The organism is Micromonospora sp. CNZ309 (assembly GCF_002846525.1).
In genome coordinates this window covers 3170016-3195033 of record NZ_PJNG01000001.1, presented here as the reverse complement: position 1 = coordinate 3195033, position 25018 = coordinate 3170016, and the positions used below count along the sequence as shown (strand labels likewise).

Here is a 25018-nt window from a genome sequence, read left to right as displayed (position 1 = left end):
TGACCGGGCGCACCGCGACGGGAAGGTACGCGTCATGAACACCGCACAGTTCACCCCGGCCGGCACGCTCACCGCCGAGGACCTGGGCACGATCCACCTCATCGGGGTGGGCGGGGTCGGCATGAGCGGGCTGGCCCGGCTCTTCCTCACCCGGGGCATCCGGGTCTCCGGCAGCGAGTTGCGGGAGTGGCCCTCCCTGGCCGGCATGCGGGCCCTCGGCGGCACGATCCACATGAGCCACGAGGCGGCCAACCTCGACGGCGTCGACACGGTCGTCTACTCCTCGGCGATCCCGCAGGACCACCTGGAGATGGTGGAGGCGCGCCGGCGCGGCCTGCGCGTGCTGCACCGCTCCGAGGCGCTGGCCGCCGCGATGACCGGCCGCCGGACGGTGGCGGTCGCGGGCACCCACGGCAAGACCACCACCACGTCGATGGTCACGATGGTGCTCCAGCAGGCGGGGCAGGACCCGTCCTTCGTCATCGGCGGGGAGATCTCCGAGGTCGGCTCGGGCGCCCACCACGGCACCGGCGAGCACTTCGTGGTCGAGGCGGACGAGAGCGACCGCTCCTTCCTGATCTACCGCCCGTACGTGTCGATCATCACCAACGTCGAGGCCGACCACCTGAACACCTACGGCGACCTCGCCACGCTGGAGGCGGCCTTCGCCGAGTTCGCCCGGCTCACCGACCCGGACGGCTTCATCGTCACCTGCGCCGACGACCCGGGCGGCCGGCGGCTGGCCGAGACGCTGCGCGCGGAGGGCCGCCGGGTGCACACCTACGGCGAGGCGCCCGACGCCGACCTGCGGCTGACCGACATCGCCTCGTCGGCCCGGGGGGTTCGCTACATCGCCAGCATCGACGGACGCTCGCTCGGCGAGTTCCGGCTGCCGGTGCCCGGGCGGCACATGGGGCTCAACAGCGCCTCGGCCGTGCTGACCGCGTACCTGCTGGGGCTGCCGCTGGAGGCGGCCGAGGGCGCGCTCGCGGCGTTCCCCGGCGTGCGGCGGCGCTTCGAGCGCAAGGGCGTCGCGGACGACGTGCTGGTCTACGACGAGTACGCCTACCACCCGACCTCGATGACGCTGGCGTTGCAGACGCTGCGCGAGGTGGCCGGTGACGGCCGGGTGATCGTGGTCTTCCAGCCCTACCGGCTCTACCGCACCCGCGACCTCCAGGCGGAGATCGCCGAGTCGTTGGCGATCGCCGACGAGCTGGTGCTGCTGGAGGTCTTCGGTCCGGGCGAGCTGCGCGAGCCGGGGGAAGGCTCGGCGGCGCTGATCGAGGCCGTGCCGCTGCCGGCGGAGCGGAAGGTCTTCGTGGACTCGTGGGAGGCCGCGCCGGTGGAGGTGGCCCGACGGGCCCGTCCCGGCGACGTGGTGGTGACCATGGGCGCCCCGCCGATCTCGCTGATGGGGGACCAGCTGCTGGCCGCGTTGTCGGCGCGTACCGCCGATCCGGCGGTGCCGGCGGGGACGACCCCCGGCGGCGACGCGGGCGGGACGACGAGCATCGGTGGCACCGTCCCCGGCGCCGGCGGCGCGGTCCCTGACGGCGCGGCGCCCGCGGCCGGATGAGCCCCGGCCCGGCGCGGGGGCGCACCACGGGCGCGGACGGCGGCGGCCGGCGCGGGCCGCAGCGGCGGTGGCAGCTGGTCCGGGCCGGCAGCGACGCGGTGCCCGCGTCGACCCGCCGGTTCATGGCCCGGGCCCGGCAACGCCGGATGCGCGCGGCGCTGCCGTGGGCGGTCGCCGCGGGCGTGCTCGCGGTGGCCGGGCTGGTCGCCTGGACCGTGCTCGGCACCGGCCTGTTCGGGGTGCGTGAGGTCCGCGTCGAGGGCGCCGAGCTGGTCACCCCCGTGCAGGTCCGCGACGCGGCCGCGGTGCCCGACGGCGCCCCGCTGGCCCGGGTGGACCTGGCCGCCACGGCGCGGCGGGTCGGCGGGCTGCCGGCGGTGCAGCGGGCCGTGGTGACGCGCGACTGGCCGGACACGCTGGTGGTGCGGGTGACTGAGCGCACCGGCGTGGCGGCGGTGCCGCGCGGCGAGCAGTTCGTGGTGATCGACCGGGCGGGCGTCGTCTTCCGGACGGTGCCACGGGCGCCGGACGGCCTGCCGCTCGTCCGGCTCGCCGAGCCGGGGCCGGACGACGGGCCGACCCGGGCGGCGCTGGAGGTGCTCGGCGCGCTCACCCCGCAGCTGCGCGCCGAGCTGGTGGACGTGACCGTCGAGGGGCTGGCCCGGATCACGCTGCGGTTGCGTGGCGACCGGGTGGTGGTCTGGGGGGACGCGACCCGGGGCGCGGACAAGGCCCGGGTGGCCAGCGCGCTGCTCGACCGGAAGGCCGACACCATCGACGTCAGCGCGCCCGACGTGGTGACCCTGCGGTGACCCGCCGCTCAACCGGCGACGTGACCCGCCCCGCTCCGGCGGCGACACGCCGAGCGGGTCCTTGGCTCATCGCGTGAGGGCGCTTACGTTGCCCCGAAGGGGATCAGTGGTTGACATAACAGTAAGCCTCTAGTAGAGGGTGAGGGTTTGACCCTGATCCTCGCTGGAGACAGCTCTCGTCGGCCGCTGGTCTGGCCAGGCCTTACCCGGTCGGCCCATGCCAATCTCGAAGGGAAAGGACCGGAGATGACACCTCCGCACAACTACCTGGCGGTCATCAAGGTCGTCGGCATCGGTGGCGGCGGCGTCAACGCCGTCAACCGGATGATCGAGGTTGGGCTCAAGGGCGTCGAGTTCATCGCGATCAACACCGACGCGCAGGCGCTGCTCATGAGCGACGCCGACGTCAAGCTCGACGTCGGTCGCGAGCTGACCCGCGGGCTCGGCGCCGGCGCCAACCCCGACGTCGGCAAGAACGCCGCAGAGGACCACCGCGACGAGATCGAGGAGGTCCTCAAGGGCGCCGACATGGTCTTCGTGACCTGCGGCGAGGGCGGCGGCACCGGCACCGGCGGCGCGCCCGTGGTGGCGAACATCGCCCGCAAGCTCGGCGCGCTGACCATCGGCGTGGTGACCCGGCCGTTCTCGTTCGAGGGCAAGCGCCGTCAGGTGCAGGCGGAGTCCGGAATAGACGAGCTGCGCAACCAGTGCGACACGCTCATCGTCATCCCCAACGACCGGCTGCTGGCGCTCGGCGACCGCAACATCAGCATGATGGACGCGTTCCGCACCGCCGACCAGGTGCTGCTCTCCGGTGTCCAGGGCATCACCGACCTGATCACCACGCCGGGTCTGATCAACCTGGACTTCGCCGACGTCAAGAGCGTGATGAGCGGCGCGGGCAGCGCGCTCATGGGCATCGGCAGCGCGCGCGGCGAGAACCGCGCCGTCGAGGCGGCCGAGGCGGCCATCTCCAGCCCGCTGCTCGAGCAGAGCATGGACGGCGCGCGCGGCGTGCTGCTCTCCATCGCCGGCGGGTCGGACCTGGGCCTGTTCGAGATCAACGACGCGGCCCAGCTCGTCACCGACGCGGCCCACCCGGACGCCAACATCATCTTCGGCGCCGTCATCGACGACGCCCTCGGCGACGAGGTGCGGGTCACCGTCATCGCGGCGGGCTTCGACGGGGGCGCGCCGGCGTACAAGGCGGCCGAGCCGCCCCGCAAGAGCAACCAGAACCAGCCGGCACAGCCGAGCACCCCGGTCGCGCCGCCGGCCACCATGCCGGCCCCGCAGCAGTCGCCCCGCCGGGTGCTCTTCGACGACGTCGACGTGCCCGACTTCCTCAAGAACGGTTCCTGAGTACCGCCGATGACCGACAGCCCAGCCCCGGTGCGCCCGGACCGGCGCGCCGAGATCGCGGCCGGCCTGGCCCGCGTACGGTCCCGGATCGCGGGCGCCTGCGCCGACGCGGGACGGGACGAGTCCGAGGTCACCATGATCGCGGTGACCAAGACCTACCCGGCCGGGGACGTGGTGGCCCTGGCCGGGCTGGGCGTGGCCGACGTGGGGGAGAATCGCGACCAGGAGGCGTCCGCCAAGGCGGCCGAGGTGGCGGCTGCCGGGGTTGCGCCCCGGTGGCACTTCATCGGGCAGTTGCAGCGCAACAAGGCCCGCTCGGTGGTCCGCTACGCCGACGTCGTGCACTCGGTCGACAGTGTCCGCCTGGCGCGGGCGCTGGACGCGGCGTCGGCGTCGGCGCGCGACCGGCCGCTGGAGGTGCTGGTCCAGGTCAGCATCGACGGGGACGCGGCCCGGGGCGGGGCGCTGCCGGGCTCGGCCGACCCGGGCGCCGGGCTCGACGCGGTGGCCGGGGCGGTTGCCGGCGCGGAGGCCCTGAGGCTGGCCGGCCTGATGGCCGTGGCGCCGCTGGGCTGGGAGCCGGAGCGGGCGTTCGCCCGACTGGCCGAGGTGGCCGCCGCATTCCGGACGCTCCACCCGGGAGCCACCGCGCTCTCCGCCGGGATGAGCGGCGACCTGGAAATCGCGATCCGGTACGGCGCGACACATGTCCGCGTCGGCAGCGCGTTGCTCGGAATGCGTCCCACGCTGCGGTAGCCTGACCGCGGGAAGCAAATTACATCTGTGTTGTTTGAGGGATCGGCGTCCCGTTGTCGGGGGTCGTGACACGCGACGCGAATCGCGTGCCAGGGGATTGCCGATCCGCTCCAGTGGGCAAGTGGTCCACTCGCGACAAGCGACACGGGTACGGGGGCGCGTGCCGCACGGCGGACGGGAAGGGCGCGGGATGGGTGCACTGCGCAAGGCGGGGATCTGGCTCGGTCTGGTCGAAGAGGACGACGAGCGGGCCTACGACGACGGTGGCTACGACAAGGGCGGCTACCGCGACTCGCGTTACCGGCAGAGCCGGTACTCGGAGGAGTTCGCCGACGACGACGAGGACGACTCCGAGGAGCCGCCGGCGCCCCGGTCCCGGCTCGCCGACCGCGGCCGGCTCTCGGAGCGCGCCGCAGCGCGGGCGGCCGACGCCGAGCGGGGCGACCCCGACCGGCCGGAGCGGGCCGAGCGCTCCAGCGTCCGCTCCATCACCCGGCCGTCGGCGGGCGACACCTCGGGCGCGTTGACCTACCACACCCGCGACAACCTGGCGCTGGCGCCGCAGGCGCAGCCCCGGGAGCGCGCCGTGATGGCGGAGGAGGAGCAGCGCTACCAGATCACCACGCTGCACCCCACGACGTACCGGGAGGCGCGCACCATCGGTGAGCACTTCCGCGACGGCGTCCCGGTGATCATCAACCTCACCGAGATGGACGAGGCGGACGCGCGTCGACTTGTCGACTTCGCCGCCGGCCTCGCGTTCGGGCTGCGGGGTACGATCGAGCGCGTGACCAATCGGGTGTTCCTGCTCTCACCGGCCAATGTCCAGGTCACCGCGGAGGACAAGGCCAAGATCGCCGAGGGCGGCTTCTTCAGCCTGAGCTAGCCCCGCCCGACCCGAGGGACGTCGCCTGCCGTGTTGTCGATCGTGCTGCAAGTGCTGTATCTGGTGCTCTACTTCTTCCTGCTCGTCCTGCTGGCCCGGTTCGTCCTGAGCGCGGTGCTCCAGTACGGCCGCCGCTGGCAGCCGGGGCGTGGGGCATCGGTGGGGCTGGAAATCGTGTGGAGCGTCACTGATCCCCCTCTCAACGCGTTGAGGCGTGTGATCCCTCCGTTGCGAATTGGTACCGTGAGCATCGACCTGGCCTCACTTGTGCTCCTGGTTATCCTGTTCGTGCTGATGGAGTTCGTGTTGAGGCGGTCGATCATCGGCACCGTCTGATGAGCGACGCGCTTTCGCGGCCGCAACTGACCCGAGGAGTTTCGATGCCGCTGACCCCGGCCGACGTCCACAACGTCGCCTTCAAAAAGCCGCCGATCGGCAAGCGGGGCTACGACGAGGAGGAGGTCGACGCTTTCCTCGACGAGGTCGAGCGTGAGCTTGCCCGTCTCATCGAGGAGAACAACGAGCTGCGCGCCCAGGTGGAGCGCGGCGGCCGTGGTGGGGCCCCCGCCGGCCCCGGCGGCGACGCCCGTCTCGCGGCGGAGCTCAACGACGTCAAGGCCCAGCTCGACCGGGTGCAGCGCGACAAGGCGGCGGCCGAGCAGGCCGCCCGCGCGATGCAGGCCGAGCTGGAGCAGGTCCGCTCCGCCGGCGGTCCGGCCGTCGGCGGCGCCGACGGCGAGCAGCAGGCGCTGCGGGTGCTGATGATGGCCCAGCGGACGGCCGACGACCACGTCTCCGACGCCCGTCGCGAGGCCGACCAGCTGCTCTCCGAGGCCCGTTCCAAGGCCGAGGAGGTTACCCGCGAGGCCCGCGCCAAGGCCGACGCCCTGGAGCGCGACGCCCGCCAGCGGCACCAGGAGGCCATGGGCGGCCTGGACGCCAAGCGCACCGCCCTGCAGAAGCACATCGAGGAGCTCAAGCAGTTCGAGCGCGAGTACCGCACCCGGCTCAAGGCCTACCTGGAGAGCCAGCTGCGTGACCTCGACGGTCGCGGCCAGGGCCTGGAGGTCGAGATGACCCGCGGTGGTGAGGGCACCCGGGCCGCCGGCAGCGGCAACGGGCTGGCTGCCGCCGGTCTCGCCGGCTCCTACGGCGGCGGTCGCTCCGGCGCCCTCGAAGCCGGTCGCTGAACCATCGGTCGGCGACCGTCGTCCTGACGGTCGCCGACCTCGCCTCATCAGCACGACGCGGCGGGGGTGAGCCGTGATAGTCGCCAGTCTCCTGCTCATCCTCGTCGCGGTGGTGCTGCTGGTGCTCGGCCTGGCCGGTGGCTCCAGCGTTCTCCTGACCATCTCCATCGCGGCCAGCCTGCTGGCCGCCGTCGCGCTGGTCGCGGGCGCCCGCCAGGCGGCCGTGAACCGGGCGGCGGCGGATCCCGGCGGGCCGGGATGGCGGCCCCGTCAGGCGACCCGCCCGGCCGAGCCGGCCTCCGCTCGCGGGCGGTCGGCGGAGCCGGAGATCCCCGTCCAGCACGTTCCTCCGACGATCGGCTCCGACGGCACCGGGTGGCGGCAACCGCCCGAGCCGCCGGTGGCCGACGGCGACGTCCCGGCCGCCCCGCCCGGGGTCGGCCCGGCCGTGCCGTACGACGACGAGCCGCCCGCGCAGGACGTCGCACCGGTCGAGGCCGCCCGGGTGGCCCGCCTCGACGCCGAGGTGCGGGTGGTCGACGGGCGGCCCCGCTACCACCTGCCCGACTGCGCCCACCTGGCAGGTCGGGAGCACGAGCCGATCCCCGTCGCCGAGGCCGTCGAGCTCGGCTTCACCCCCTGCGCCCGCTGCGCGCCCGACACGACCCTGCTCGCCGACGCCGGTCGGATCTGAGCGGGGCGACGGTTGTCGATGGACGCCACGCTGACCGTCGCGGTCCGGGTGAAGCCCGGCTCGGCCCGCGCCCGCGTCGGTGGCCGCTTCGACGGGCCCCACGGGCCCGCCCTCGTGATCGCCGTGAACGCCCCGGCCGTCGACGGGCGGGCCACCGAGGCGGCCCGCCGCGCGCTGGCCGTCGCGCTGGGCGTACGGCCGGCGGTGGTGTCGCTGCGTGCCGGCGCGGCCAGCCGCGACAAGCTCTTCCTGGTCGAGGGCCCCGCCCCGGAGCTGACGGAGGCGCTGCGCCGGCTGCGCGACGGGGCCGCCGGGTGACCGACGCCGGGGCCGGACGGCGGTGACGCCGGGGCTGGATCTCGCGCTCCTGCTCGGCGCGGCCGTCCTGCTGGTCGCGGTCGGCGCGGTCCGTCTCTCGACCCGCCTCGGGGTGCCGAGCCTCCTGGCCTACCTCGCCCTCGGGGTGGCGATCGGGGAGGCGGGGCTGGGCATCCGCTTCGACGACGCCGAGCTGACCCGCACCCTGGGCTTCTGCGCGCTCATCGTGATCATCGCCGAGGGCGGGCTGACCGCGCGGTGGAGCACCCTGCGCCCGGTGCTGGGGCTGGCCGCCCTGCTCTCCACGGTCGGGGTGGTGGTCAGCATCCTGGTCGTCGGTCTCGTCGTGCACCTGCTGCTGGGGCTGGACTGGCGGCTGGCGCTGCTCTACGGCGCCGTGCTCTCCTCCACCGACGCGGCAGCGGTCTTCGCCACGCTGCGCCGGCTGCGGCTGCCGCCCCGCCTGGTGGCCACCCTGGAGGCGGAGTCGGGGATGAACGACGCCCCGGTCGTGCTGCTGGTGGTGCTGCTCTCGCGCGAGGGGGTCGCCCACCCGTGGTGGTACGAGATCTCCCTGGTCAGCTACGAGCTCAGCGTCGGTGCGGCGGTCGGTGCGGCGGCCGGCGTCGGCGGGCGGTGGGCCCTGCGGCGGGCGGCCTTGCCGTCGGCGGGGCTCTACCCGATCGCGGCCGTCGGGCTGACCGTGTTCGCCTACGCCGCCGGGGCGGTGCTGCACGCCTCCGGTTTCCTCGCCGTCTATGTGGCGGGCGTGATCCTCGGCAACGCCCGGCTGCCGCACCGGCAGGCGATCCTCGGCTTCGCCGACGGGCTGGCGTGGCTGGCCCAGATCGGCCTGTTCGTGCTGCTCGGACTCCTCGTCGAGCCGGGCCGGCTGGGCGCGGCGGTGCTGCCGGCCGTGGTCGTCGGGCTGGCGCTGGTGCTGCTGGCGCGGCCGCTGTCGGTGGCGGCGTCCGCGCTGCCGTTCCGGTTCGGCCTGCGTGAGCAGGCATTCCTGTCCTGGGCCGGGCTGCGCGGGGCGGTGCCGATCGTGCTCGCCACGATCCCGCTGTCGGAGCGGGTGCCCGGCGCCGACCGGCTCTTCGACGCGGTCTTCGTCCTGGTGGTGATCTTCACGCTGTTGCAGACCGGGACGTTGGGCCCGGTGGCCCGCCGGCTGCGGGTGACCGCGCCGGCCGAGGCGACCGAGATCCGGGTGGAGACGGCGCCGCTGGAGCGGATGGGCGCGGATCTGCTCCAACTGGAGGTGCCGCCCGGGTCCCGGCTGGCCGGGGTGCACGTCGACGAGTTGCGGCTCCCGCTGGGCGCCTCGGTGACGCTGGTGCTGCGCGACGGGGCGGGCGTCGTGCCCGGCCCGGACTTCCGGCTGAAGACCGGCGACAGCATGTTGATCGTGGCCACCGCGGGGGTGCGGGACGAGGCGGAGCGGCGGCTGCGAGCGGTCAGCAGGCGGGGGCGGCTGGCCCGCTGGTTTGGCGAGTACGGCCGGGGCCCCGACGGCTGATCTGCTAGCGTTCCTTTTGCCCCGGTTAGGGATGACTAGGGGCCGAACGCCGGTGCGTCGGAGCGGCACGTTGTCGTGCGCCTGTACGTTCCGTATTCTTGCGAATCTCCGGAGTGCGCGGCCCCGTCGCCGCGCGCCCCTTTTGTACCTGGGGGCGCCGATGCCGGCGGCCCCTGTCCAGGTGCCGCGGACCGCCGCGGTTCCGCGGCCGAGGGAGCGACGATGGCGAAGCCAGCCGACACCAGGACCGCCGGCCGGAAGCCGGTGGCGAAGGCCACCCGCACCGCTGCGGAGACCGAGAAGATCCGGGCGGCCCTGGCGGCGCGGCGTGACGAGTTGCGCGCCGAGTACGATCAGACGCTGAGCGAGATCACCGAGCTGCAGCGCGACCGGCTGACCGACTCGGCCGGGGACGACCAGGCCGACACCGGGACCAAGACGTTCGAGCGTGAGCAGGAGATCTCACTCGCCAACAGCATCCTGGAACGGATCACGCAGGTCGAGCGGGCGCTGGAGCGGCTCGACGAGGGTGGCTACGGCTGGTGCGAGCGGTGCGGCAACCCCATCCCGGTGGAGCGGCTCGCCGCCTTCCCGTCGGCCACCCTCTGCGTGACGTGCAAGCAGCTGGAGGAGCGGCGCTGAGGCCCGCTCCCCGGCGGCCATGGGAGGCGGCGCGGACGCGTCGCCGCGAGCGTCGATGGGGAGCAGATGTCCGAAGCACCGTCCGCCGGGTCCGGCGGCGCTGAGCCGGGTGCCGGCAGCGTCGAGTCGAGGGCCGGCACGCCCCACCGCCGGCCCGTGGCGATCCTGTTCGGCCTCGCGCTGACCGTGCTCGCCGCCGACGCCCTCACCAAGCACCTCGCTCTGGACGCCCTGGAGGACCGGGAGCCGGTCAGATTGCTCGGCGGTGCGGTCTACCTCAGCCTCACCCGCAACAGCGGCGCGGCGTGGAGCATCGGCGCGGACCACACCTGGGTCTTCCCGCTGATCACCCTCGGGGTGGTCGGTTGGATCGTCTGGATGGCGCTGCGCCTGCGCTCGCTGCCCTGGGCGATCTCGCTGGGCCTCGTGCTGGGCGGGGCGCTGGGCAACTTCGTCGACCGGGTCTTCCGCGCCCCGGGCTGGTTCGTGGGGCACGTGGTTGACATGGTCAGCGTCTTCGCCCCGTACGGCCGGGTGTTCCCGGTGTTCAACCTGGCCGACAGCGCCCTGGTCTGCGGCGTGCTGCTCGCCCTCCTGCTGGAGCTGACGGGCCGGCAGCGCGACGGCAGCCGGATCGGCCACGGCGAGCCCACCGACGAGGCGGCGGCCCAGGCCGACGCCGGGCAGCGGGAGCGGGCATGACCGCCGCCTTCGCCGCCGGCGGCGACCACCGTTCCCTGCCCGTTCCCGACGGCCTCGACGGCCAGCGGCTCGACCAGGCCGTCTCGCGGCTGTTCGGGCTGTCCCGCACCGCCGCCGCGGCCCTGGTCGACGCCGGCGACGCGCTGGTCGACGGGGTCGCCCGGCCCAACTCCCACCGGGTGAAGGCCGGCTCCTGGCTGGAGGTGACCCTGCCCGCGCCGGTCGCCCCGCCCACCGTGGTGCCGCAGGCGGTGCCCGGGCTGCGGGTCGTGTACGCCGACGACGACATCGTGGTGGTGGACAAGCCCGTCGGCGTGGCGGCCCACCCGAGCCCCGGCTGGACCGGCCCGACGGTGATCGGCGCGCTGGCTGCCGTGGGGCACCGCATCTCGACCAGCGGCGCCGCCGAGCGGCAGGGCGTGGTGCACCGGCTCGACGTGGGCACCACGGGGATCATGGTGGTGGCGAAGAGCGAGCAGGCGTACACCGCCCTGAAGCGCGCGTTCAAGTACCGCGAGGTGGAGAAGCGCTACCACGCGGTCGTGCAGGGGCACCTCGACCCGCTGCGGGGCACCATCGACGCCCCGATCGACCGGCACCCCACCCACGACTACCGCTGGGCGGTGGTCTCCGGCGGCAAGCCGAGCATCACCCACTACGACACCGTCGAGGCGTTCCCGGCGGCGAGCCTGGTCGACGTGCGGTTGGAGACCGGGCGTACGCACCAGATCCGGGTGCACTTCTCCACGCTGCGGCACCCGTGCGTGGGTGACCTGACCTACGGCGCCGACCCGACCCTGTCCGCCCGGCTCGGACTGAGCAGGCAGTGGCTGCACGCCCGGTCGTTGAGCTTCCTGCACCCCCGCACCGGGGACGAGGTGCACTTCGAAAGCGACTACCCTGACGACCTGGACCGCGCGCTCGGGATCCTCCGCGACTGAGCGTCGGTGGGCGAAACGTCGGAACCCGCACCCGACGTGACGGCTGCGCCACCGGACTCGACCGGCCGGGCGCCCGCCGTGACGCCGCCGGTGGAGCTGACCACCTCGGCAGACGCCGGCACCGGCGGCGCGTCGGGGCCGGCGCCGTGACGGCAGGAGGAACCGGAGGTGCGTAGACGGGTGTGGTCCGAATAGGGTTTCGTTCGTAGCCTGTCAGACGGGTATCGATGGCGCTGGGAGGGCGGGCCGTGGAGGGCAGCGAGACCGGCTGGGGGCGGCCGGCCGAACCAGCACCGCGGTGGCGGGCGCTGCTCGACCGGGCCCGGCACGGTGGTCGCGCGGCCGAGCAGGCGGAGGCCGACCGACACGCCGATCCGCCGCCCCTGCCGCCGGAGCCGCTGCCCCGCCGCTCGTCGGGCAACGGCTACGCGGCGCGGGTGCCGGCCATCGGGCGGGCGCCCGAGCCGCCGTACGCGCCGGAGCCCGGCCCGCCGCCCTACGGCGCGGAGTACGGCCGTCCGGTCGACGCGGGCTACCGGGCCGAGGCCACCTACCGGGTGGAGCCGGCCTACCGGGTGGATCCCGCCGAGCCCGCCTACCGGGTGGAGCCCGAGTACCCGCCGGAGCCCGCCTACCGCCGCGATCCGATCGAGCCGTCCTACCGGTCCGAGCCGGTCGAGCCCGTCTACCGCTCCGAGCCGATCGAGCCGTCCTACCGGTCGGAACCGGTCGAGCCCGTCTACCGCTCCGAGCCGATCGAGCCGTCCTACCGGTCCGAGCCGGTCGAGCCCGTCTACCGTGCGGATCCGGTCGAGCCGTCCTACCGCGCCGAGCCCGACTACCCGGCCGAGCCGGCGTACCGGGTCCCGGCCCAGGCTCCGCCGCCTCGCGTCGAGTCCGAGCCGCGCCACGGCCCGGGGCCGGCCGAGTCGCGCTACGCCCTGCTGGACAACGGCTACCGGCACGAGCCGCCCCCGGTCCGGTCCCGCTACGCGGTGCTCGACAACGGCTACCGCTCCCAGGCGGCGCCACCCCCGCCACCCCCACCGGCCACGCCACCCCCGCCCCCCGCCGCGCCGGTGGCCGCCGACCTGGGCTACCCGGCGCGCGTCGAGTGGCGTCCACGCGGCACGGAGAACGAGCTGGAGCGCGCCGCCGGAGTGCTCCGCCGCGACCTGGGCACCCCCCGGGTGCTCGCGTTCGCCAACCCGAAGGGCGGCGTGCACAAGACCACCGCCACCGTGCTGGCCGCCGCGACCGTCGGCAGCGTACGCGGGCGCGGCGTGCTGGCCTGGGACGACAACGAGCTGCGCGGCACGCTCGGGCTGCGCGCCGGCAGCGCCCGGCACGCCCGGACCATCCGGCACCTGGTCAGCGATCTCGCGCACGTCGAGATCAAGGAGGGTCCCGAGCTGCTGGAGCACCTGGACGACTACCTGCGGCACGCCTCCGACGGCTCGTACGACGTGCTGGCCGGCGAGGAGAGCCCGCGCTTCGCCCAGCGCCTCGACCAGTTCACCGTCGGGCGGGTGCTGGAGCTGCTGCGGCGCACCCACGACGTGGTCTGCGTGGACACGGGCAACAACGTGGAGAGCGCCAACTGGCGCACCATCATGCAGGCGGCGGACCAACTCGTGGTGACCACGGTGCCGCGCGAGGATGCCGCGTTCAGTGCCGACTGGATGCTGGACCTGCTGCACGAGGTGGGGATGGGGGAGCTGGCCGACAACGCGGTCACCCTGATCTCCTGCCCCACGCCGGGCCGCTCGCCGTTGCAGGACGACCTGGAGCGGCACTTCGCCACCCGCACCCGGGCCGTGGCCGTGGTGCCGTACGACCCGGCGCTGGAGACCGGCTCCTCGATCGAGTACCACCAGCTCCAGCAGGAGACCCGGCAGGCGTGGCTGAAGGCCGCCGCCGTGATGCTGGAGCCGTTCGCCCGGTGAGCGGGTGTGCCGCCACCGGCCGCCCACGCCGCCCACCCGCCTGAGAGGATCACCGGGTGAGCGCGGACACCCCCGAACCCGACCGGACCGACCGCCGGCCCGACGAGCCGGGGGCGCCGGCCGCCTGGGCGGAACCCGACCCGCCGGCCCGCGTCGGCCCCGCCGACCCGTACGCCGCCCGGGAGCCCGCCCCGCCGCGCGACCCCGCGACCGGCGCGCCGCCGTACGCCCCGACCGGCGACCCGTGGCACGACGGGCCCGTGGGGTACGCGCCCGCCAACACCGACCTCGGTTACGCCGCCGGCTATTCGCCCGTGCCGGTGGAGCCGGACCTGCCGCGCGGGCGGGCGGTGCGCCTCGCCCTGCTGGCGACGCTCGTCACCACCGTGCTGGGGGTGCCGCTCGGCCTGCTCTGGGCGGCGCTCGCGCCGGACACGCCGGTGCTCAAGGTCGCCGACGGGGCGATCTACGCCGAGCCGCAGCCGGAGCAGCCGGTCGCCGCCGACGGCTGGTTCAGCCTGCTGGGGCTGGGCTTCGGGGTGCTCGTCGCGCTCGCGCTGTGGTTCCTGCTGCGCCGGGTACGGGGGCCGGTCGGCCTGCTCGCCGCCGTGTTCGGCGCGTTCGGCGCGGGACTGGCCGCCTGGCAGGTCGGCCGGCGGGTGGGACTGGCCGGCTACGAGCGGCTGCTGGAGAGCGCGCCGGTGGGACGGGCCTTCGACAAACCGGCCGACCTGCGGGCCGGCGGGATCGACTGGGTGCTCGGCGTGCTGCCGGTGCCGCACGGCAACCTGCTGCTGCCCGCGTTCGGCGCCGCCGTGGCGTACACCCTGCTGGCCGGCTGGTCGCGCTGGCCGTCGCTGCGCCCGGAGCGCGAGCCCGACGTCAGTTGGGGGTCGGCGGGGACGCCAGCTCCGCCAGCGGCACCGGAACCGCCCGCACCTGGCGCAGCAGCGCCGCCTCGCGGTTGAGCAGGCGCAGCTCCGCGCGCAGCCGGGCGGCGGTGTCGTCGATGGCGAGCAGCCGCTGCCGGTCCGCCACGGTCAGTACGGCCGTCGCGGCCACCAGGTGCGACAGCACCGTCGGGTCCTCCGGCAGTTGCTCGGAGAGCCCCTCGTCGTCGGCGCGGATCAGGCCCAGGTATTGCCGGAAGACCGAGATCACCCGGGCGGCGAGCAGGTCGGCGACCTCGTCGGGGCCGCCCGGCTCGGGCAGCCACTCGACGTCGGCGGTGAGGTAGGGCTCGGCGTCCCGGTCGACGTCGGCGACGCGGAACCGGCGCTTGCCCACCGTGACGATGTCGAAGCCGCCGTCGGGGCGCTCGGTGACCTGCCGCAGCTCGGCGGTGCAGCCCACCTCGTGCAGGGTGACGTCGCCGCCGGGCAGCGGCTGGCCGTCCGGCCCGGTCGGGGCGACCTCCCAGCCGGCGCGGATGGCCACCACGCCGAACTCGCGCGGGGCGTCCTCGGGCAGCGAGAGCAGGTGCCGGACCAGGGCGCGGTAGCGCTCCTCGAATATGTGCAACGGCAGCACCAGACCGGGAAAGAGGACCGTTCCGAGCGGGAACACCGGCAGCCGCGCAGTCACGTCGTCGAGCGTAGCCCGATCCCGGCGCGACGGCGTGTCCCGGCTCACCGTCCCGGCGTACGGGCGGCGCCGGTCGCCGTCCGGACGGGCCGCCTAGACTCGCAAGGGTGTTGAACCGGATCGACCTGCGCGGCGGCGTACGCGACCCGCGCCGTCTGCTGCCCCGTGCCCAACTCGACGTCTCCGTGGCCGTCGAGCGGATCCGCCCCCTCGTGGAGGCGGTCCGGGAGCATGGTTACCCGGCGATCCGGGAGGCCAGTGAGCGCTTCGACGGGGTCTCGCCCGAGGTGCTGCGGGTGCCCGCCGAGGCGATCACCGAGGCGGAGGGCACTCTCGCCCCCGAGGTGCGCGCCGCGCTGCTGGAGTCCATCACCCGGGCCCGCAAGGTGCACGCCGACCAGCGCCGCACCGACCACACCACGCAGGTGGTGCCGGGCGGCACGGTGACCGAGCGCTGGGTGCCGGTCGACCGGGTCGGCCTCTACGTCCCCGGCGGCCTGGCGATGTACCCGTCGACCGTGGTGATGAACGTGGTGCCGGCCCAGGCGGCCGGGGTGCGCTCGCTGGTGGTGGCGAGCCCGCCGCAGCAGGACAACGGCGGCCTGCCCGACGCCCGGGTGCTCGCCGCCTGCGCCCTGCTCGGCGTCGACGAGGTCTACGCCGTCGGCGGTGCCCAGGCCGTGGCGATGCTCGCGTACGGCGCGGCGGTCGACGCCGAGGGCAGCGCCCACTGCGACCCGGTCGACATGATCACCGGCCCGGGCAACATCTGGGTCACCGCCGCCAAGCGGCTGCTGCGCGGCGTCGTCGGCATCGACGCCGAGGCCGGCCCCACCGAGATCGCGATCCTGGCCGACGACACCGCCGACCCGGCGCACGTCGCGGCCGACCTGATCAGCCAGGCCGAGCACGACCCGCTCGCGGCCAGCGTGCTGGTGACCTGTTCCGTCGAGCTGGTCGAGGCCGTCGAGCGGGAGCTGGCCCGGCAGGTGCCGGCCACGAAGCACGCCGAGCGGGTCACCACCGCGCTCACCGGCGAGCAGAGCGGCGTCGTCCTGGTCGACGACCTCGACGCCGGGCTGCGGGTGGTCGACGCGTACGCGGCCGAGCACCTGGAGATCCAGACCCGCGACGCCCGGGAGTGGGCGCTGCGGGTGCGCAACGCCGGGGCGATCTTCGTCGGCGCCTGGTCTCCGGTGTCGCTCGGCGACTACTGCGCCGGCTCCAACCACGTGCTGCCCACCGGCGGCTGCGCCCGGCACTCGTCCGGCCTGTCGGTGCAGTCCTTCCTGCGCGGCATCCACCTGGTCGAATACACGCAGGAGGCGCTGCGCGAGGTGGCCCCGCACGTGGTCACCCTCGCCGGCGTCGAGGACCTGCCGGCGCACGGGCAGGCGGTCAGCGTGCGTTTCCCGGGGGCCGCGTCGTGAGCGGGCCCGACCCCCGCCGGCCGCAGGCCGGCGCCGGGCGGAGCGGGGTGGCCGCGTGACGACCCTCGACGACCTGCCGATCCGCGACGACCTGCGCGGGCTGTCGCCGTACGGGGCGCCGCAGCTCGACGTGCCGGTGCGGCTGAACACCAACGAGAACTCCCACCCGGTGCCCGAGCCGGTGGTGGACGCGATCGGCAAGGCCCTCGCGGCGGAGCTGCGCGACCTCAATCGCTACCCGGACCGCGACGCCGTGGCGCTGCGCGCCGACCTGGCCGGCTACCTGGGCCACGGGCTCACCGTCGACCAGGTGTGGGCGGCCAACGGCTCCAACGAGATCCAGCAGCAGCTGCTCCAGGCGTTCGGCGGGCCGGGGCGCAGCGCGCTCGGCTTCGTCCCCGCGTACTCGATGCACCCGCTGCTGGCGCTGGGCACCGGCACCCGGTGGGTGCCGGCCCGGCGGGGCGTCGACTTCGGGCTGACCGCCGACGAGGCGGTCGCCCAGGTCCGCGAGCACGCCCCGGACGTGGTCTTCCTCTGCTCGCCGAACAACCCGACCGGCACCGCCCTCGACCCGGCGGTGGTCGCGGCGGTGCTCGACGTCGCGCCGGGCATGGTGGTCGTCGACGAGGCGTACGCCGAGTTCGCCCGGCCCGGCACGGTCAGCGCCCTCGCTGTGCTGCCGGGGCACCCCCGGCTGGTGGTGACCCGGACGATGAGCAAGGCGTTCGGGTTCGCCGGCGGTCGACTGGGCTACCTGGCCGCCGACCCGGCCGTGGTGGCGGCGGTGCAACTGGTCCGGCTGCCGTACCACCTCTCGGCGCTCACCCAGGCCGCGGCCCGGGCGGCGCTGGCGCACCGCGACGCCCTGCTCGGCACGGTGGCCGCGATCTGCGCGCAGCGCGACCGGATCGTGACGCGGCTGCGCGGGCGGGGGCTGCGGGTGGCCGACAGCGACGCCAACTTCGTACTGTTCGAGGTCGGGGGCGACCAGGCCGTCGCCTGGCGCACCCTGCTGGAGCACGGCGTGCTGGTCCGCGACGTCGGCCTGCCGGGCTGGCTGCGCGTCACCGCCGGCACGACGACCGAGACCGACGCCTTCCTCGCCGCCATGGAGAAGTTCTAGTGGGAGCGCGAGGAGCGAGCTTGCGAGACCCGCAGTCGCGACCGAAAGGCAAGCAATGAGCCGGACCGCCCGCGTGGAGCGGATCACCAAGGAGACGAAGGTCCTCGTCGAGATCGACCTCGACGGCACCGGCCGCGCCGAGATCGGCACCGGCGTCGGCTTCTACGACCACATGCTGCACCAGATCGCCCGGCACGGCGGCTTCGACCTGACCGTGCGCACCGTGGGCGACCTGGAGATCGACGCCCACCACACGATGGAGGACACCGCGCTGGCCCTGGGCGCCGCGTTCGACCAGGCGCTGGGGGACAAGGCCGGCATCCGGCGGTACGGCTCGGCCACCGTCCCGATGGACGAGGTCCTCGTGCGGGCCGCGGTCGACCTGTCCGGCCGCCCGTACGTGGTGCACGACGAGCCGGCGCTGGCGCCGTACATCGGGCCGGTCTACCCGACCAGCATGACCCGGCACATCTGGGAGTCCTTCGGTCAGGCGGCCCGGATCACCCTGCACGTGGACGTGCTGCGGGCGGCCCGCCCCGGCGGTCACCCGGACGCCCACCACGTGGTGGAGGCGCAGTTCAAGGCGGTCTCCCGCGCGCTGCGCGAGGCCACGGCGATCGATCCGCGCGCGGCGGGCGCCATCCCCAGCACGAAGGGGGCCCTGTGAGCGCGAGCGCGAGGAACGTAGCGCAGCGGAGTCCCGCAGTCGTGAGCGGAAGGTTGGCCCTGTGAGCGCGAGGAACGTAGCGCAGCGGAGTCCCGCAGTCGCGAGCGGAGGGCGGTTCTGATGGGCGGGGTGCTGCCGTCGTTGCTGCTGATCCTGGCCGGCGTGCTGGTCGGCGGGGTGTGGTCGCTGCACAGGCAGGGCGCGCCGCGCGGGGCCGTGGTGGTCACCGCGCTGCTGGCCGTGCTGGCGACGGCCGCCGGCGTGCTCTGGATGCTGCCGGGGGAGGGCACGTGAGCGGGCGGAGCGTCCGACGGCGTCGCACCGCCGCCGACCGGAGGGTGGTGACGGCGTGAGCCGCGTGGTGGTGCTCGACTACGGGTCGGGCAACCTGCGCTCGGCGGAGCGGGCCCTGGCCCGGGCCGGCGCGGACGTGACGGTGACCGACGACCTGTCCGCCGCCGCCGAGGCGGACGGGCTGGTGGTGCCGGGCGTGGGCGCGTTCGCCGCCTGCATGGCCGGGATCGAGGCCCTCGGCGCCGGCCCGGTGATCGCCGAGCGCGTCGCCGCCGGCCGGCCGGTGCTGGGCATCTGCGTGGGCATGCAGGTGCTCTTCGAGCACGGCGACGAGCACGGGGTGGTCACGAAGGGCCTCGGGCTGTTGCCCGGCGGGGTGACCAGGCTGGCGGCCGCCCGCCTGCCGCACATGGGCTGGAACACGGTCGCGGCACCGGCGGGTTCGGTGCTCTTCGCCGGCCTGCCCGCCGACAGCCGGTTCTACTTCGTGCACTCGTACGGGGTGGGGGACCCGGGCGCGCTGGCGGAGGCCGGTGCCACGGTCACCACCGCCCACCACGAGACGGACTTCGTGGCGGCCGTGGAGCGGGGCCCGCTCTGCGCCGCGCAGTTCCACCCGGAGAAGTCCGCCGACACCGGTGCCGCGCTGCTGCGCAACTGGCTCGCCACGCTCCCCACCGGTGACTGAGCGCCGCCCCGCTGCGGCGGGCCCGCTCCGCCCCGCCGGCCGTCCTTCCGCCTGCCCACGGTCGATCGGACTGCCACGCCGCGTGCCCGGCTGCGTCCCGCAGTTCCAGGCGGGCATCGGGCCAGGCCTGCGCCGGCGGGGTACGACGTGAGCAAGGAGCGGGCCCGGCGCCGGGCGGCCCGGGAGGCGGAGGCCGCCCGGCAGCGGGTCGTCCGCGAGCGGCGGGCGGCCCGGCGGTCGCGACGCCGGGCGCTGCTGCGCCGGATGACGCCGTCGTTGCGCCGGGGGCGGACGGGCCGGCTGCCCCGGCACAGCCGTGGCGAACGCGCCGCCATCGTGCTGCTGACCCTGGCGGCGATGATGCTGATCTGGACGTTCGTCGACGACCTGGCGCTGCGGATCGCGCTGGTCGTGCTGTTGCTGCTCGTACTGCCGGCGATCGTGGTGATCGCCCTGGACCGTCGCACCTGATCTCGAGGAGAAATACCGTGAGCCTCACCCTGTTGCCCGCCGTGGACGTCGCCGACGGCCAGGCCGTCCGACTCGTGCAGGGCGCCGCCGGCAGCGAGACGACGTACGGCGACCCGCTGGAGGCCGCGCTGGCCTGGCAGCGGGACGGCGCCGAGTGGATCCACCTGGTCGACCTCGACGCCGCCTTCGGTCGGGGTTCCAACGCGCACCTGCTGGCCGAGGTGGTGCGGCAGCTCGACGTGAAGGTGGAGCTGTCCGGCGGCATCCGCGACGACGAGTCGTTGCACGCCGCGCTCGGCACCGGCGCCGCCCGGGTCAACATCGGCACCGCCGCCCTGGAGGACCCCGTCTGGTGCGACCGGGTGTGCGGGGAGTACGGCGACCGGGTGGCGATCGGGCTGGACGTGCGGGGCCGTACCCTCTCGGCCCGGGGCTGGACCCGCGACGGCGGCGACCTGTTCGAGGTGCTGGAGCGGCTGGACAAGGCCGGTGCGACGCGCTACGTCGTCACGGACATCACCAAGGACGGCACCATGCGCGGGCCGAACCTGGACCTGCTGCGCGAGGTCTGCGCCCGCACCGACGCCCCGGTGATCGCCTCCGGTGGCGTCTCCACCCTGGACGACCTGCGGGCGCTGGCCACCCTGGAGCCGATCGGGGTCGAGGGCGTGATCGCCGGCAAGGCCCTGTACGCGGGCGCCTTCACGGTGGCGCAGGCGCTGGAAACGCTGGCTGCGGCGTGAGCGTCACCCGGCTCGGCTCGGGTGGCCCGTGGGAGTCGGTGTACGGCTACTGCCGGGTGGTCCGGGCCGGTGACCTGGCCTGGACGGCCGGCTGCACCTCCACGGTGGACGGCGCGGTCACCCACGTCGGCGACGCGGCGGCGCAGACCGCCCAGGCGCTGCGGATCGGGCTGGACGCGCTGTCCGAGGTGGGCGCGGAGCCCGGCGACGTGGTGCGGACCCGGATGTACGTGACGGACCGCACGTACGCCGACGAGGTCGGCCGGGCGCACAACGCGGTCTTCGGCGCGGTCCGCCCGGCGGCCACGATGGTGGTGGTGGCCGGTCTGCTCCACCCGGACCACCTGGTGGAGGTGGAGTTGGAGGCGTACCTCGGCGACGGCTGAGCCGGCGGGCGCGGTGGTGGCGGCGGTGCGGTCGCGGCCCGCCGTGGCGGCGGTGGCGCGGGTCACCGCGCGCCCCGATCGGTTGTGCACAACCTAATTGCGCGCTACGTTTTTCCGGTGACCGACCATCTGGTGCTGCGCCGGCAGGTGTGCTTCGCGCTCTACGCCGCGTCGCGCGCCCTCACCGACGTCTACCGGCCCGTCCTCGACGAGTTCGGCCTGACCTACCCGCAGTACCTGGTGCTGCTGGTGCTCTGGGAGCGCGACGACGCCCCCACGGTCTCCGAACTGGGCGCCGCGCTGCGGTTGGACTCCGGCACGCTCTCGCCGCTGCTCAAGCGGTTGGAGGGGGCGGGGCTGGTCGTCCGGACGCGCTCGGCGCGTGACGAGCGGCGGGTGGAGGTGAGCCTGACCGGCGACGGGCGGGCCCTGCGGCAGCGGATGGAGGAGGTGCCGCTGCGGGTCGCCCGCGCGACGGGCCTGACCGAGGCGGAGCTGGTCGAACTGCGCGACACCCTCACCCGGGTCACCGAGACGATCCACCGACAGAAGGAGCAGTGACCATCATGCAGGTGCTCTACACCGCGTCCGCCCGGGCCACCGGGGACGGTCGGGACGGCCACGTCCGCACCTCCGACGGCACCGTCGAACTGGACCTGGCCGTGCCGAAGGAGATGGGTGGCGCCGGCGGCGCCGCCAACCCCGAGCAGCTCTTCGCGGCCGGTTACGCCGCCTGCTTCCACTCGGCGCTGCGCCTGGTCGCCCGCAAGGCGAAGGTCGACGTCTCGGGCTCGGTCGTCGAGGCCGAGGTCGGCATCGGCGCCAACGGCAGCGGCGGCTTCGGGCTGGCCGTCACCCTCCTCGTCGACCTTCCGGCCGTCGAGCGGGCCGCCGCCGAGCAGGTCGTCGAGCAGGCCCACCAGGTCTGCCCCTACTCGAACGCGACCCGCGGCAACGTCGAGGTCGCCCTCACCGTGCGCGAGGCGCTGTGAGCACCCGCAACCGCGAGATCCACCTCGCCTCCCGCCCGCAGGGCTGGCCGACGGCCGACAACTTTCGCGTCGTCGAGACCGACGTGCCCACCCCCGGCCCGGGCCAGATCGTGGTCCGCAACCGGTACATGTCGGTCGACCCGTACATGCGCGGACGCATGAACGACGTCAAGTCGTACGTGCCGCCGTTCGCGCTCGACGCGCCGCTCGACGGCGGGGCGGTCGGCGAGGTCGTGGCCGGTGAGACCGAGGGCCTGCGGCCCGGCGACACCGTGCTGCACGGCCTCGGCTGGCGCGAGTACGCGCTGCTCGACGCGAAGGCCGCCCGGAAGGTCGACCCCGGCCTCGCCCCGGTCACCGCCTACCTGAGCGTGCTGGGCATGACCGGCCTGACCGCGTACGCCGGGCTGCTGGACGTCGCCGGGATGAAGCCCGGGGAGACGGTCTTCGTCTCCGCCGCCGCCGGCGCGGTCGGCAGCCTGGTCGGCCAGATCGCCAGGCTGCGCGGCGCCGGGCGTGTGGTCGGCAGCGCCGGCTCGGCGGCCAAGGTCGAACGGCTGCGCGCGCTCGGCTTCGACGCCGCGTTCGACTACCACGACGGGCCGGTACGCGACTCGCTGAAGGCCGCCGCGCCCGACGGCGTCGACGTCTACTTCGACAACGTCGGCGGGGACCACCTGGAGGCGGCGATCTCCGCGATGCGGGTGCACGGTCGGGCCGCGATCTGCGGCATGATCGCGCAGTACAACGACACCGAGCCCCCGGCCGCGCCGCGCAACCTGGCGCTGGTCATCGGCAAGCGGCTCACCCTGCGCGGCTTCCTGGTCGGCGACCACGGCCACCTGCGCGGCGAGTTCGTCCGCGAGATGGCCGGCTGGCTGCGGGACGGGAAGGTCTCCTACGACGAGACGGTCGTCGACGGCATCGAGAACGCCCCGGAGGCGTTCCTCGGCCTGCTGCGCGGCGAGAACCTCGGCAAGATGCTCGTCCGGGTGTGAGCGGGGGCGCCGCTGCCGGCGCCCCCGGGCCCCCGACGCGGTGGCCGGCCTCACCGGCCGGTCACCGCCGGGGCCGGGAAGGATAGGCTCGCGGCATGACGGTGGCGGTGCGGGTCATCCCGTGTCTGGACGTGGACGCCGGTCGTGTGGTCAAGGGGGTCAACTTCCTCGACCTGCGCGACGCCGGCGACCCGGTGGAGCTGGCGGCGGCGTACGACCGCGCCGGCGCGGACGAGCTGACCTTCCTCGACGTCACCGCCTCCTCCAGCGACCGGGGCACGATGCTCGACGTGGTCCGCCGCACGGCGGAGTCGGTCTTCATCCCGCTGACCGTCGGCGGCGGCGTCCGGCAGGTCGCCGACGTCGACACGCTGCTGCGCGCCGGCGCGGACAAGGTCGGGGTGAACACGGCGGCCATCGCCCGCCCCGAGTTGATCGCCGAGATCGCCGACCGCTTCGGCCGGCAGGTGCTGGTGCTATCGCTCGACGTCCGGCGGGCGCCCGGGGGCGGCACGCCCAGCGGGTTCGAGGTGACCACCCACGGCGGCCGGCGCGGCACCGGGCTCGACGCGGTCGAGTGGGCCCGTCGCGGCGCCGAGCTGGGCGCGGGCGAGATCCTGCTCAACTCGATGGACGCCGACGGCACCAAGGCCGGCTTCGACCTCGAACTCATCGGCGCGGTGCGCCGGGTGGTCGACGTGCCGGTGGTGGCCAGCGGCGGCGCCGGTGAGGTGGCGCACTTCGCGCCGGCGATCGGCGCCGGCGCGGACGCGGTGCTCGCCGCCAGCGTCTTCCACTTCGGCGAGCTGACCGTCGCCGAGGTCAAGGACGCGCTGCGCGGCGCCGGCCACCCCGTGCGGTGACCGTCGCACCGGCCACCCCGTGCGCTGGCCCTCCGCCGCGTTGGCAGCCCGACCTGGCGGCTGGCCGGCCGACCGGGTGCGGCGGCGACCGGTGTCAGTCGCGGCGTGGGCGGTTCTCGGGCGAGCGCCGCGGCGCCGGGATCGACCGCACCACGTATTCCTGGACGGCGGCGGCGTGGTCGGCCTCGTCCAGGTGCCACTCCGTGCTGACCGGGGGGTGCCGCCGCACCAGCACGCCCTGCACGGTGTCCACGGTGGTGGCGAGCCCGGCGTTCGGCCGGGTGCGCCAGAGGCGCTCACCGTCGGCGGTGATCCGGAACCAGCCGTCGGTGACGCTGACCAGCCCGGCCCCGACGAGGCGACGGACCGCCGCCTCCACCTCGTGCCGCTCGGGGATCGCCTGGTTGAGGTGGTCGGCGGTGGAGAGCACGTCGGCGAGGCGTACGCCCTCGGGGCGGCGGCTGGACGCCGCGCGGCGGTGCCGTCCCGCACCGCTGGCGATCACCACCGACACGAAGATCCAGGCATCGCTCCAGCGCCATCCGTTCTCCCCCATGGGAGGATTCTGCCGGGCGTGGCGTCCGAAGGGAACACCGGCGTCGGGCCCGCGTCCCCGGGACAGGGGTCACCCGGGACGTGGCTCGGGGTGGTGCGGGGCGGGCCGGGCAGCGGCTCGACGGACGTCCTCGCCGACCTCGATCACGCCGGACCGGTCGCCCCCGGGGCGGGATCCGCTCGGACCGTGGAGAGCGGCGCGACCGGGCCCGGGGCGGGGCCCCTCGGCCCGGCGACGGTGAACGGCGGCAGGAAGAGCTGGGTCAGCGGGCCGATGGCCAGCGCGTAGGCGACCGTGCCGACGCCCACGGTGCCGCCCAGCAGCCAGCCCAGCGCCAGCACGGTGACCTCGATGGCGGTGCGGACGAGCCGGATCGAGCGGCCGGGCCGGCGGGCGACGTAGCCGGTCATCAGGCCGTCGCGGGGGCCCGGCCCGAGGCGGGCGCCGAGGTAGAGGCCGGTCGCCGCCCCGTTGGCGACGATGCCGGCGACCAGCATCGCGCCCCGTACGCCCAGCGACCCGCCGGTCGGCAGCAGTGCGAGCGCCGCGTCCACCACCAGCCCGATCACCAGGACGTTGCTGACCGTGCCGAGGCCGGGGCGCTGGCGCAGGGGTATCCAGAGCAGCAGCACCAGTGCCCCGACCGCGATGGTGACGGTGCCGAAGGAGAGGCCGGTCAGCTCGGACAGGCCCTGGTGGAACACGTCCCACGGGTTCAGGCCGAGCCCCGAGTTGATCATGAGGGCCATGCTCACGCCGTACAGGACGAGGCCCGCGTAGAGCTGGGTGAGCCGCCGCGCTGGACGGTGTCGGAGATTGCCAATCGGTGTCACCCATGCCACGCTAAAGGCCAATTCGCGAAGCGTAAGA

30 protein-coding genes are annotated in these 25018 nt (G+C 74.8%); 27 read left to right on the top strand and 3 right to left on the bottom strand.

Going from position 1 to position 25018, the window contains the following annotated elements:
* The first annotated feature begins 34 nt into the window (after positions 1–34).
* The 15 genes from murC (at position 35) to CLT72_RS32785 (ending at position 14318) form a co-directional block, all read left to right on the top strand.
* Positions 35–1579 (top strand): UDP-N-acetylmuramate--L-alanine ligase, encoded by a 1545-nt coding sequence (gene murC / locus CLT72_RS12855; RefSeq protein WP_101411867.1) that lies wholly within the window; start codon positions 35–37, stop codon positions 1577–1579.
* Positions 1576–2391: a cell division protein FtsQ/DivIB gene (locus CLT72_RS12850; RefSeq protein WP_101411865.1), complete on the top strand. Its 816-nt coding sequence runs from the start codon at positions 1576–1578 to the stop codon at positions 2389–2391. Before murC ends, CLT72_RS12850 begins: the two co-directional genes overlap by 4 nt.
* 246 nt (positions 2392–2637) lie before the next feature.
* On the top strand, positions 2638–3753 hold the full coding sequence (gene ftsZ, locus CLT72_RS12845; protein WP_088999242.1) for a cell division protein FtsZ: 1116 nt from the start codon (positions 2638–2640) through the stop codon (positions 3751–3753).
* Between the two features lie 9 nt (positions 3754–3762).
* Positions 3763–4509, top strand: coding sequence for a YggS family pyridoxal phosphate-dependent enzyme (locus tag CLT72_RS12840; protein WP_101411863.1), 747 nt, complete (start codon positions 3763–3765; stop codon positions 4507–4509).
* Positions 4510–4699: 190 nt separating this feature from the next.
* Positions 4700–5395 carry a cell division protein SepF gene (locus tag CLT72_RS12835; protein ID WP_101411861.1) on the top strand — a complete coding sequence of 232 codons (696 nt, stop codon included), beginning with the start codon at positions 4700–4702 and terminating at the stop codon, positions 5393–5395.
* A 30-nt stretch (positions 5396–5425) separates the two neighbouring features.
* Positions 5426–5731: a YggT family protein gene (locus CLT72_RS12830; protein ID WP_088999245.1), complete on the top strand. Its 306-nt coding sequence runs from the start codon at positions 5426–5428 to the stop codon at positions 5729–5731.
* A gap of 44 nt (positions 5732–5775) precedes the next feature.
* Positions 5776–6585 (top strand): DivIVA domain-containing protein, encoded by an 810-nt coding sequence (locus CLT72_RS12825; protein WP_088999246.1) that lies wholly within the window; start codon positions 5776–5778, stop codon positions 6583–6585.
* Between the two features lie 73 nt (positions 6586–6658).
* Positions 6659–7279, top strand: a complete 621-nt coding sequence (locus CLT72_RS12820) for a hypothetical protein (RefSeq protein WP_101411859.1) — start codon at positions 6659–6661, stop codon at positions 7277–7279.
* 18 nt (positions 7280–7297) lie between these two features.
* Positions 7298–7597, top strand: coding sequence for a DUF167 domain-containing protein (locus CLT72_RS12815; protein ID WP_101411857.1), 300 nt, complete (start codon positions 7298–7300; stop codon positions 7595–7597).
* Between the two features lie 22 nt (positions 7598–7619).
* On the top strand, positions 7620–9119 hold the full coding sequence (locus CLT72_RS12810) for a potassium/proton antiporter (protein ID WP_101411855.1): 1500 nt from the start codon (positions 7620–7622) through the stop codon (positions 9117–9119).
* A 222-nt stretch (positions 9120–9341) separates the two neighbouring features.
* Entirely contained in the window at positions 9342–9761 is a 420-nt protein-coding gene (locus tag CLT72_RS12805; RefSeq protein ID WP_088999249.1) for a TraR/DksA family transcriptional regulator, read from the top strand.
* Positions 9762–9827: 66 nt separating this feature from the next.
* On the top strand, positions 9828–10463 hold the full coding sequence (gene lspA, locus CLT72_RS12800; RefSeq protein WP_101411853.1) for a signal peptidase II: 636 nt from the start codon (positions 9828–9830) through the stop codon (positions 10461–10463).
* Positions 10460–11404, top strand: coding sequence for an RluA family pseudouridine synthase (locus CLT72_RS12795; RefSeq protein ID WP_101411851.1), 945 nt, complete (start codon positions 10460–10462; stop codon positions 11402–11404). The genes lspA and CLT72_RS12795 overlap by 4 nt, the downstream gene beginning before the upstream one ends.
* Positions 11405–11631: 227 nt before the next feature.
* The gene (locus CLT72_RS12790) at positions 11632–13350 is read left to right on the top strand and encodes an AAA family ATPase (protein WP_250099967.1); all 1719 of its coding nucleotides are present in this window, start codon (positions 11632–11634) and stop codon (positions 13348–13350) included.
* Between the two features lie 56 nt (positions 13351–13406).
* The gene (locus CLT72_RS32785) at positions 13407–14318 is read left to right on the top strand and encodes a DUF2567 domain-containing protein (protein ID WP_486484258.1); all 912 of its coding nucleotides are present in this window, start codon (positions 13407–13409) and stop codon (positions 14316–14318) included.
* Here CLT72_RS32785 and CLT72_RS12780 read toward each other — a convergent pair.
* Complete coding sequence (locus CLT72_RS12780) at positions 14233–14934, bottom strand: LON peptidase substrate-binding domain-containing protein (RefSeq protein WP_088999253.1); 702 nt, start codon at positions 14932–14934, stop codon at positions 14233–14235. The genes CLT72_RS32785 and CLT72_RS12780 overlap by 86 nt on opposite strands.
* 107 nt (positions 14935–15041) lie before the next feature.
* On the opposite strand from CLT72_RS12780, the gene hisD reads away from it, so the two are divergent.
* The 12 genes from hisD (at position 15042) to hisF (ending at position 23592) form a co-directional block, all read left to right on the top strand.
* Positions 15042–16364 (top strand): histidinol dehydrogenase, encoded by a 1323-nt coding sequence (gene hisD / locus CLT72_RS12775; protein ID WP_101411847.1) that lies wholly within the window; start codon positions 15042–15044, stop codon positions 16362–16364.
* A gap of 55 nt (positions 16365–16419) precedes the next feature.
* Positions 16420–17490 carry a histidinol-phosphate transaminase gene (locus tag CLT72_RS12770; RefSeq protein WP_101411845.1) on the top strand — a complete coding sequence of 357 codons (1071 nt, stop codon included), beginning with the start codon at positions 16420–16422 and terminating at the stop codon, positions 17488–17490.
* Positions 17491–17545: 55 nt separating this feature from the next.
* A complete protein-coding gene (gene hisB, locus CLT72_RS12765; RefSeq protein WP_088999256.1) occupies positions 17546–18157 on the top strand; it encodes an imidazoleglycerol-phosphate dehydratase HisB in 612 nt (203 codons plus the stop codon).
* 120 nt (positions 18158–18277) lie between these two features.
* On the top strand, positions 18278–18451 hold the full coding sequence (locus CLT72_RS32285) for a hypothetical protein (RefSeq protein ID WP_172896430.1): 174 nt from the start codon (positions 18278–18280) through the stop codon (positions 18449–18451).
* Between the two features lie 55 nt (positions 18452–18506).
* Positions 18507–19139 carry an imidazole glycerol phosphate synthase subunit HisH gene (gene hisH / locus CLT72_RS12760; RefSeq protein WP_101411843.1) on the top strand — a complete coding sequence of 211 codons (633 nt, stop codon included), beginning with the start codon at positions 18507–18509 and terminating at the stop codon, positions 19137–19139.
* Positions 19140–19286: 147 nt separating this feature from the next.
* The gene (locus CLT72_RS12755; RefSeq protein WP_101411841.1) at positions 19287–19610 is read left to right on the top strand and encodes a hypothetical protein; all 324 of its coding nucleotides are present in this window, start codon (positions 19287–19289) and stop codon (positions 19608–19610) included.
* Between the two features lie 17 nt (positions 19611–19627).
* Complete coding sequence (gene priA, locus CLT72_RS12750) at positions 19628–20353, top strand: bifunctional 1-(5-phosphoribosyl)-5-((5-phosphoribosylamino)methylideneamino)imidazole-4-carboxamide isomerase/phosphoribosylanthranilate isomerase PriA (protein WP_101411839.1); 726 nt, start codon at positions 19628–19630, stop codon at positions 20351–20353.
* On the top strand, positions 20350–20739 hold the full coding sequence (locus CLT72_RS12745; RefSeq protein ID WP_101411838.1) for a RidA family protein: 390 nt from the start codon (positions 20350–20352) through the stop codon (positions 20737–20739). Before priA ends, CLT72_RS12745 begins: the two co-directional genes overlap by 4 nt.
* A 117-nt stretch (positions 20740–20856) precedes the next feature.
* On the top strand, positions 20857–21300 hold the full coding sequence (locus CLT72_RS12740; protein ID WP_101411836.1) for a MarR family transcriptional regulator: 444 nt from the start codon (positions 20857–20859) through the stop codon (positions 21298–21300).
* A gap of 5 nt (positions 21301–21305) precedes the next feature.
* Positions 21306–21731, top strand: a complete 426-nt coding sequence (locus CLT72_RS12735) for an organic hydroperoxide resistance protein (RefSeq protein WP_101415131.1) — start codon at positions 21306–21308, stop codon at positions 21729–21731.
* Complete coding sequence (locus tag CLT72_RS12730) at positions 21728–22729, top strand: MDR family NADP-dependent oxidoreductase (RefSeq protein WP_101411834.1); 1002 nt, start codon at positions 21728–21730, stop codon at positions 22727–22729. Before CLT72_RS12735 ends, CLT72_RS12730 begins: the two co-directional genes overlap by 4 nt.
* Positions 22730–22824: 95 nt before the next feature.
* Positions 22825–23592, top strand: a complete 768-nt coding sequence (hisF, locus tag CLT72_RS12725) for an imidazole glycerol phosphate synthase subunit HisF (RefSeq protein WP_101411832.1) — start codon at positions 22825–22827, stop codon at positions 23590–23592.
* Between the two features lie 94 nt (positions 23593–23686).
* Here the strand turns inward: hisF and CLT72_RS12720 are convergent, their stop codons facing one another.
* Both CLT72_RS12720 and yczE read right to left on the bottom strand, forming a co-directional pair.
* A complete protein-coding gene (locus tag CLT72_RS12720; protein WP_101411830.1) occupies positions 23687–24148 on the bottom strand; it encodes a hypothetical protein in 462 nt (153 codons plus the stop codon).
* Positions 24149–24291: 143 nt separating this feature from the next.
* Positions 24292–24981 (bottom strand): membrane protein YczE, encoded by a 690-nt coding sequence (yczE, locus tag CLT72_RS12715; RefSeq protein ID WP_101411828.1) that lies wholly within the window; start codon positions 24979–24981, stop codon positions 24292–24294.
* Positions 24982–25018 lie beyond the last annotated feature (37 nt).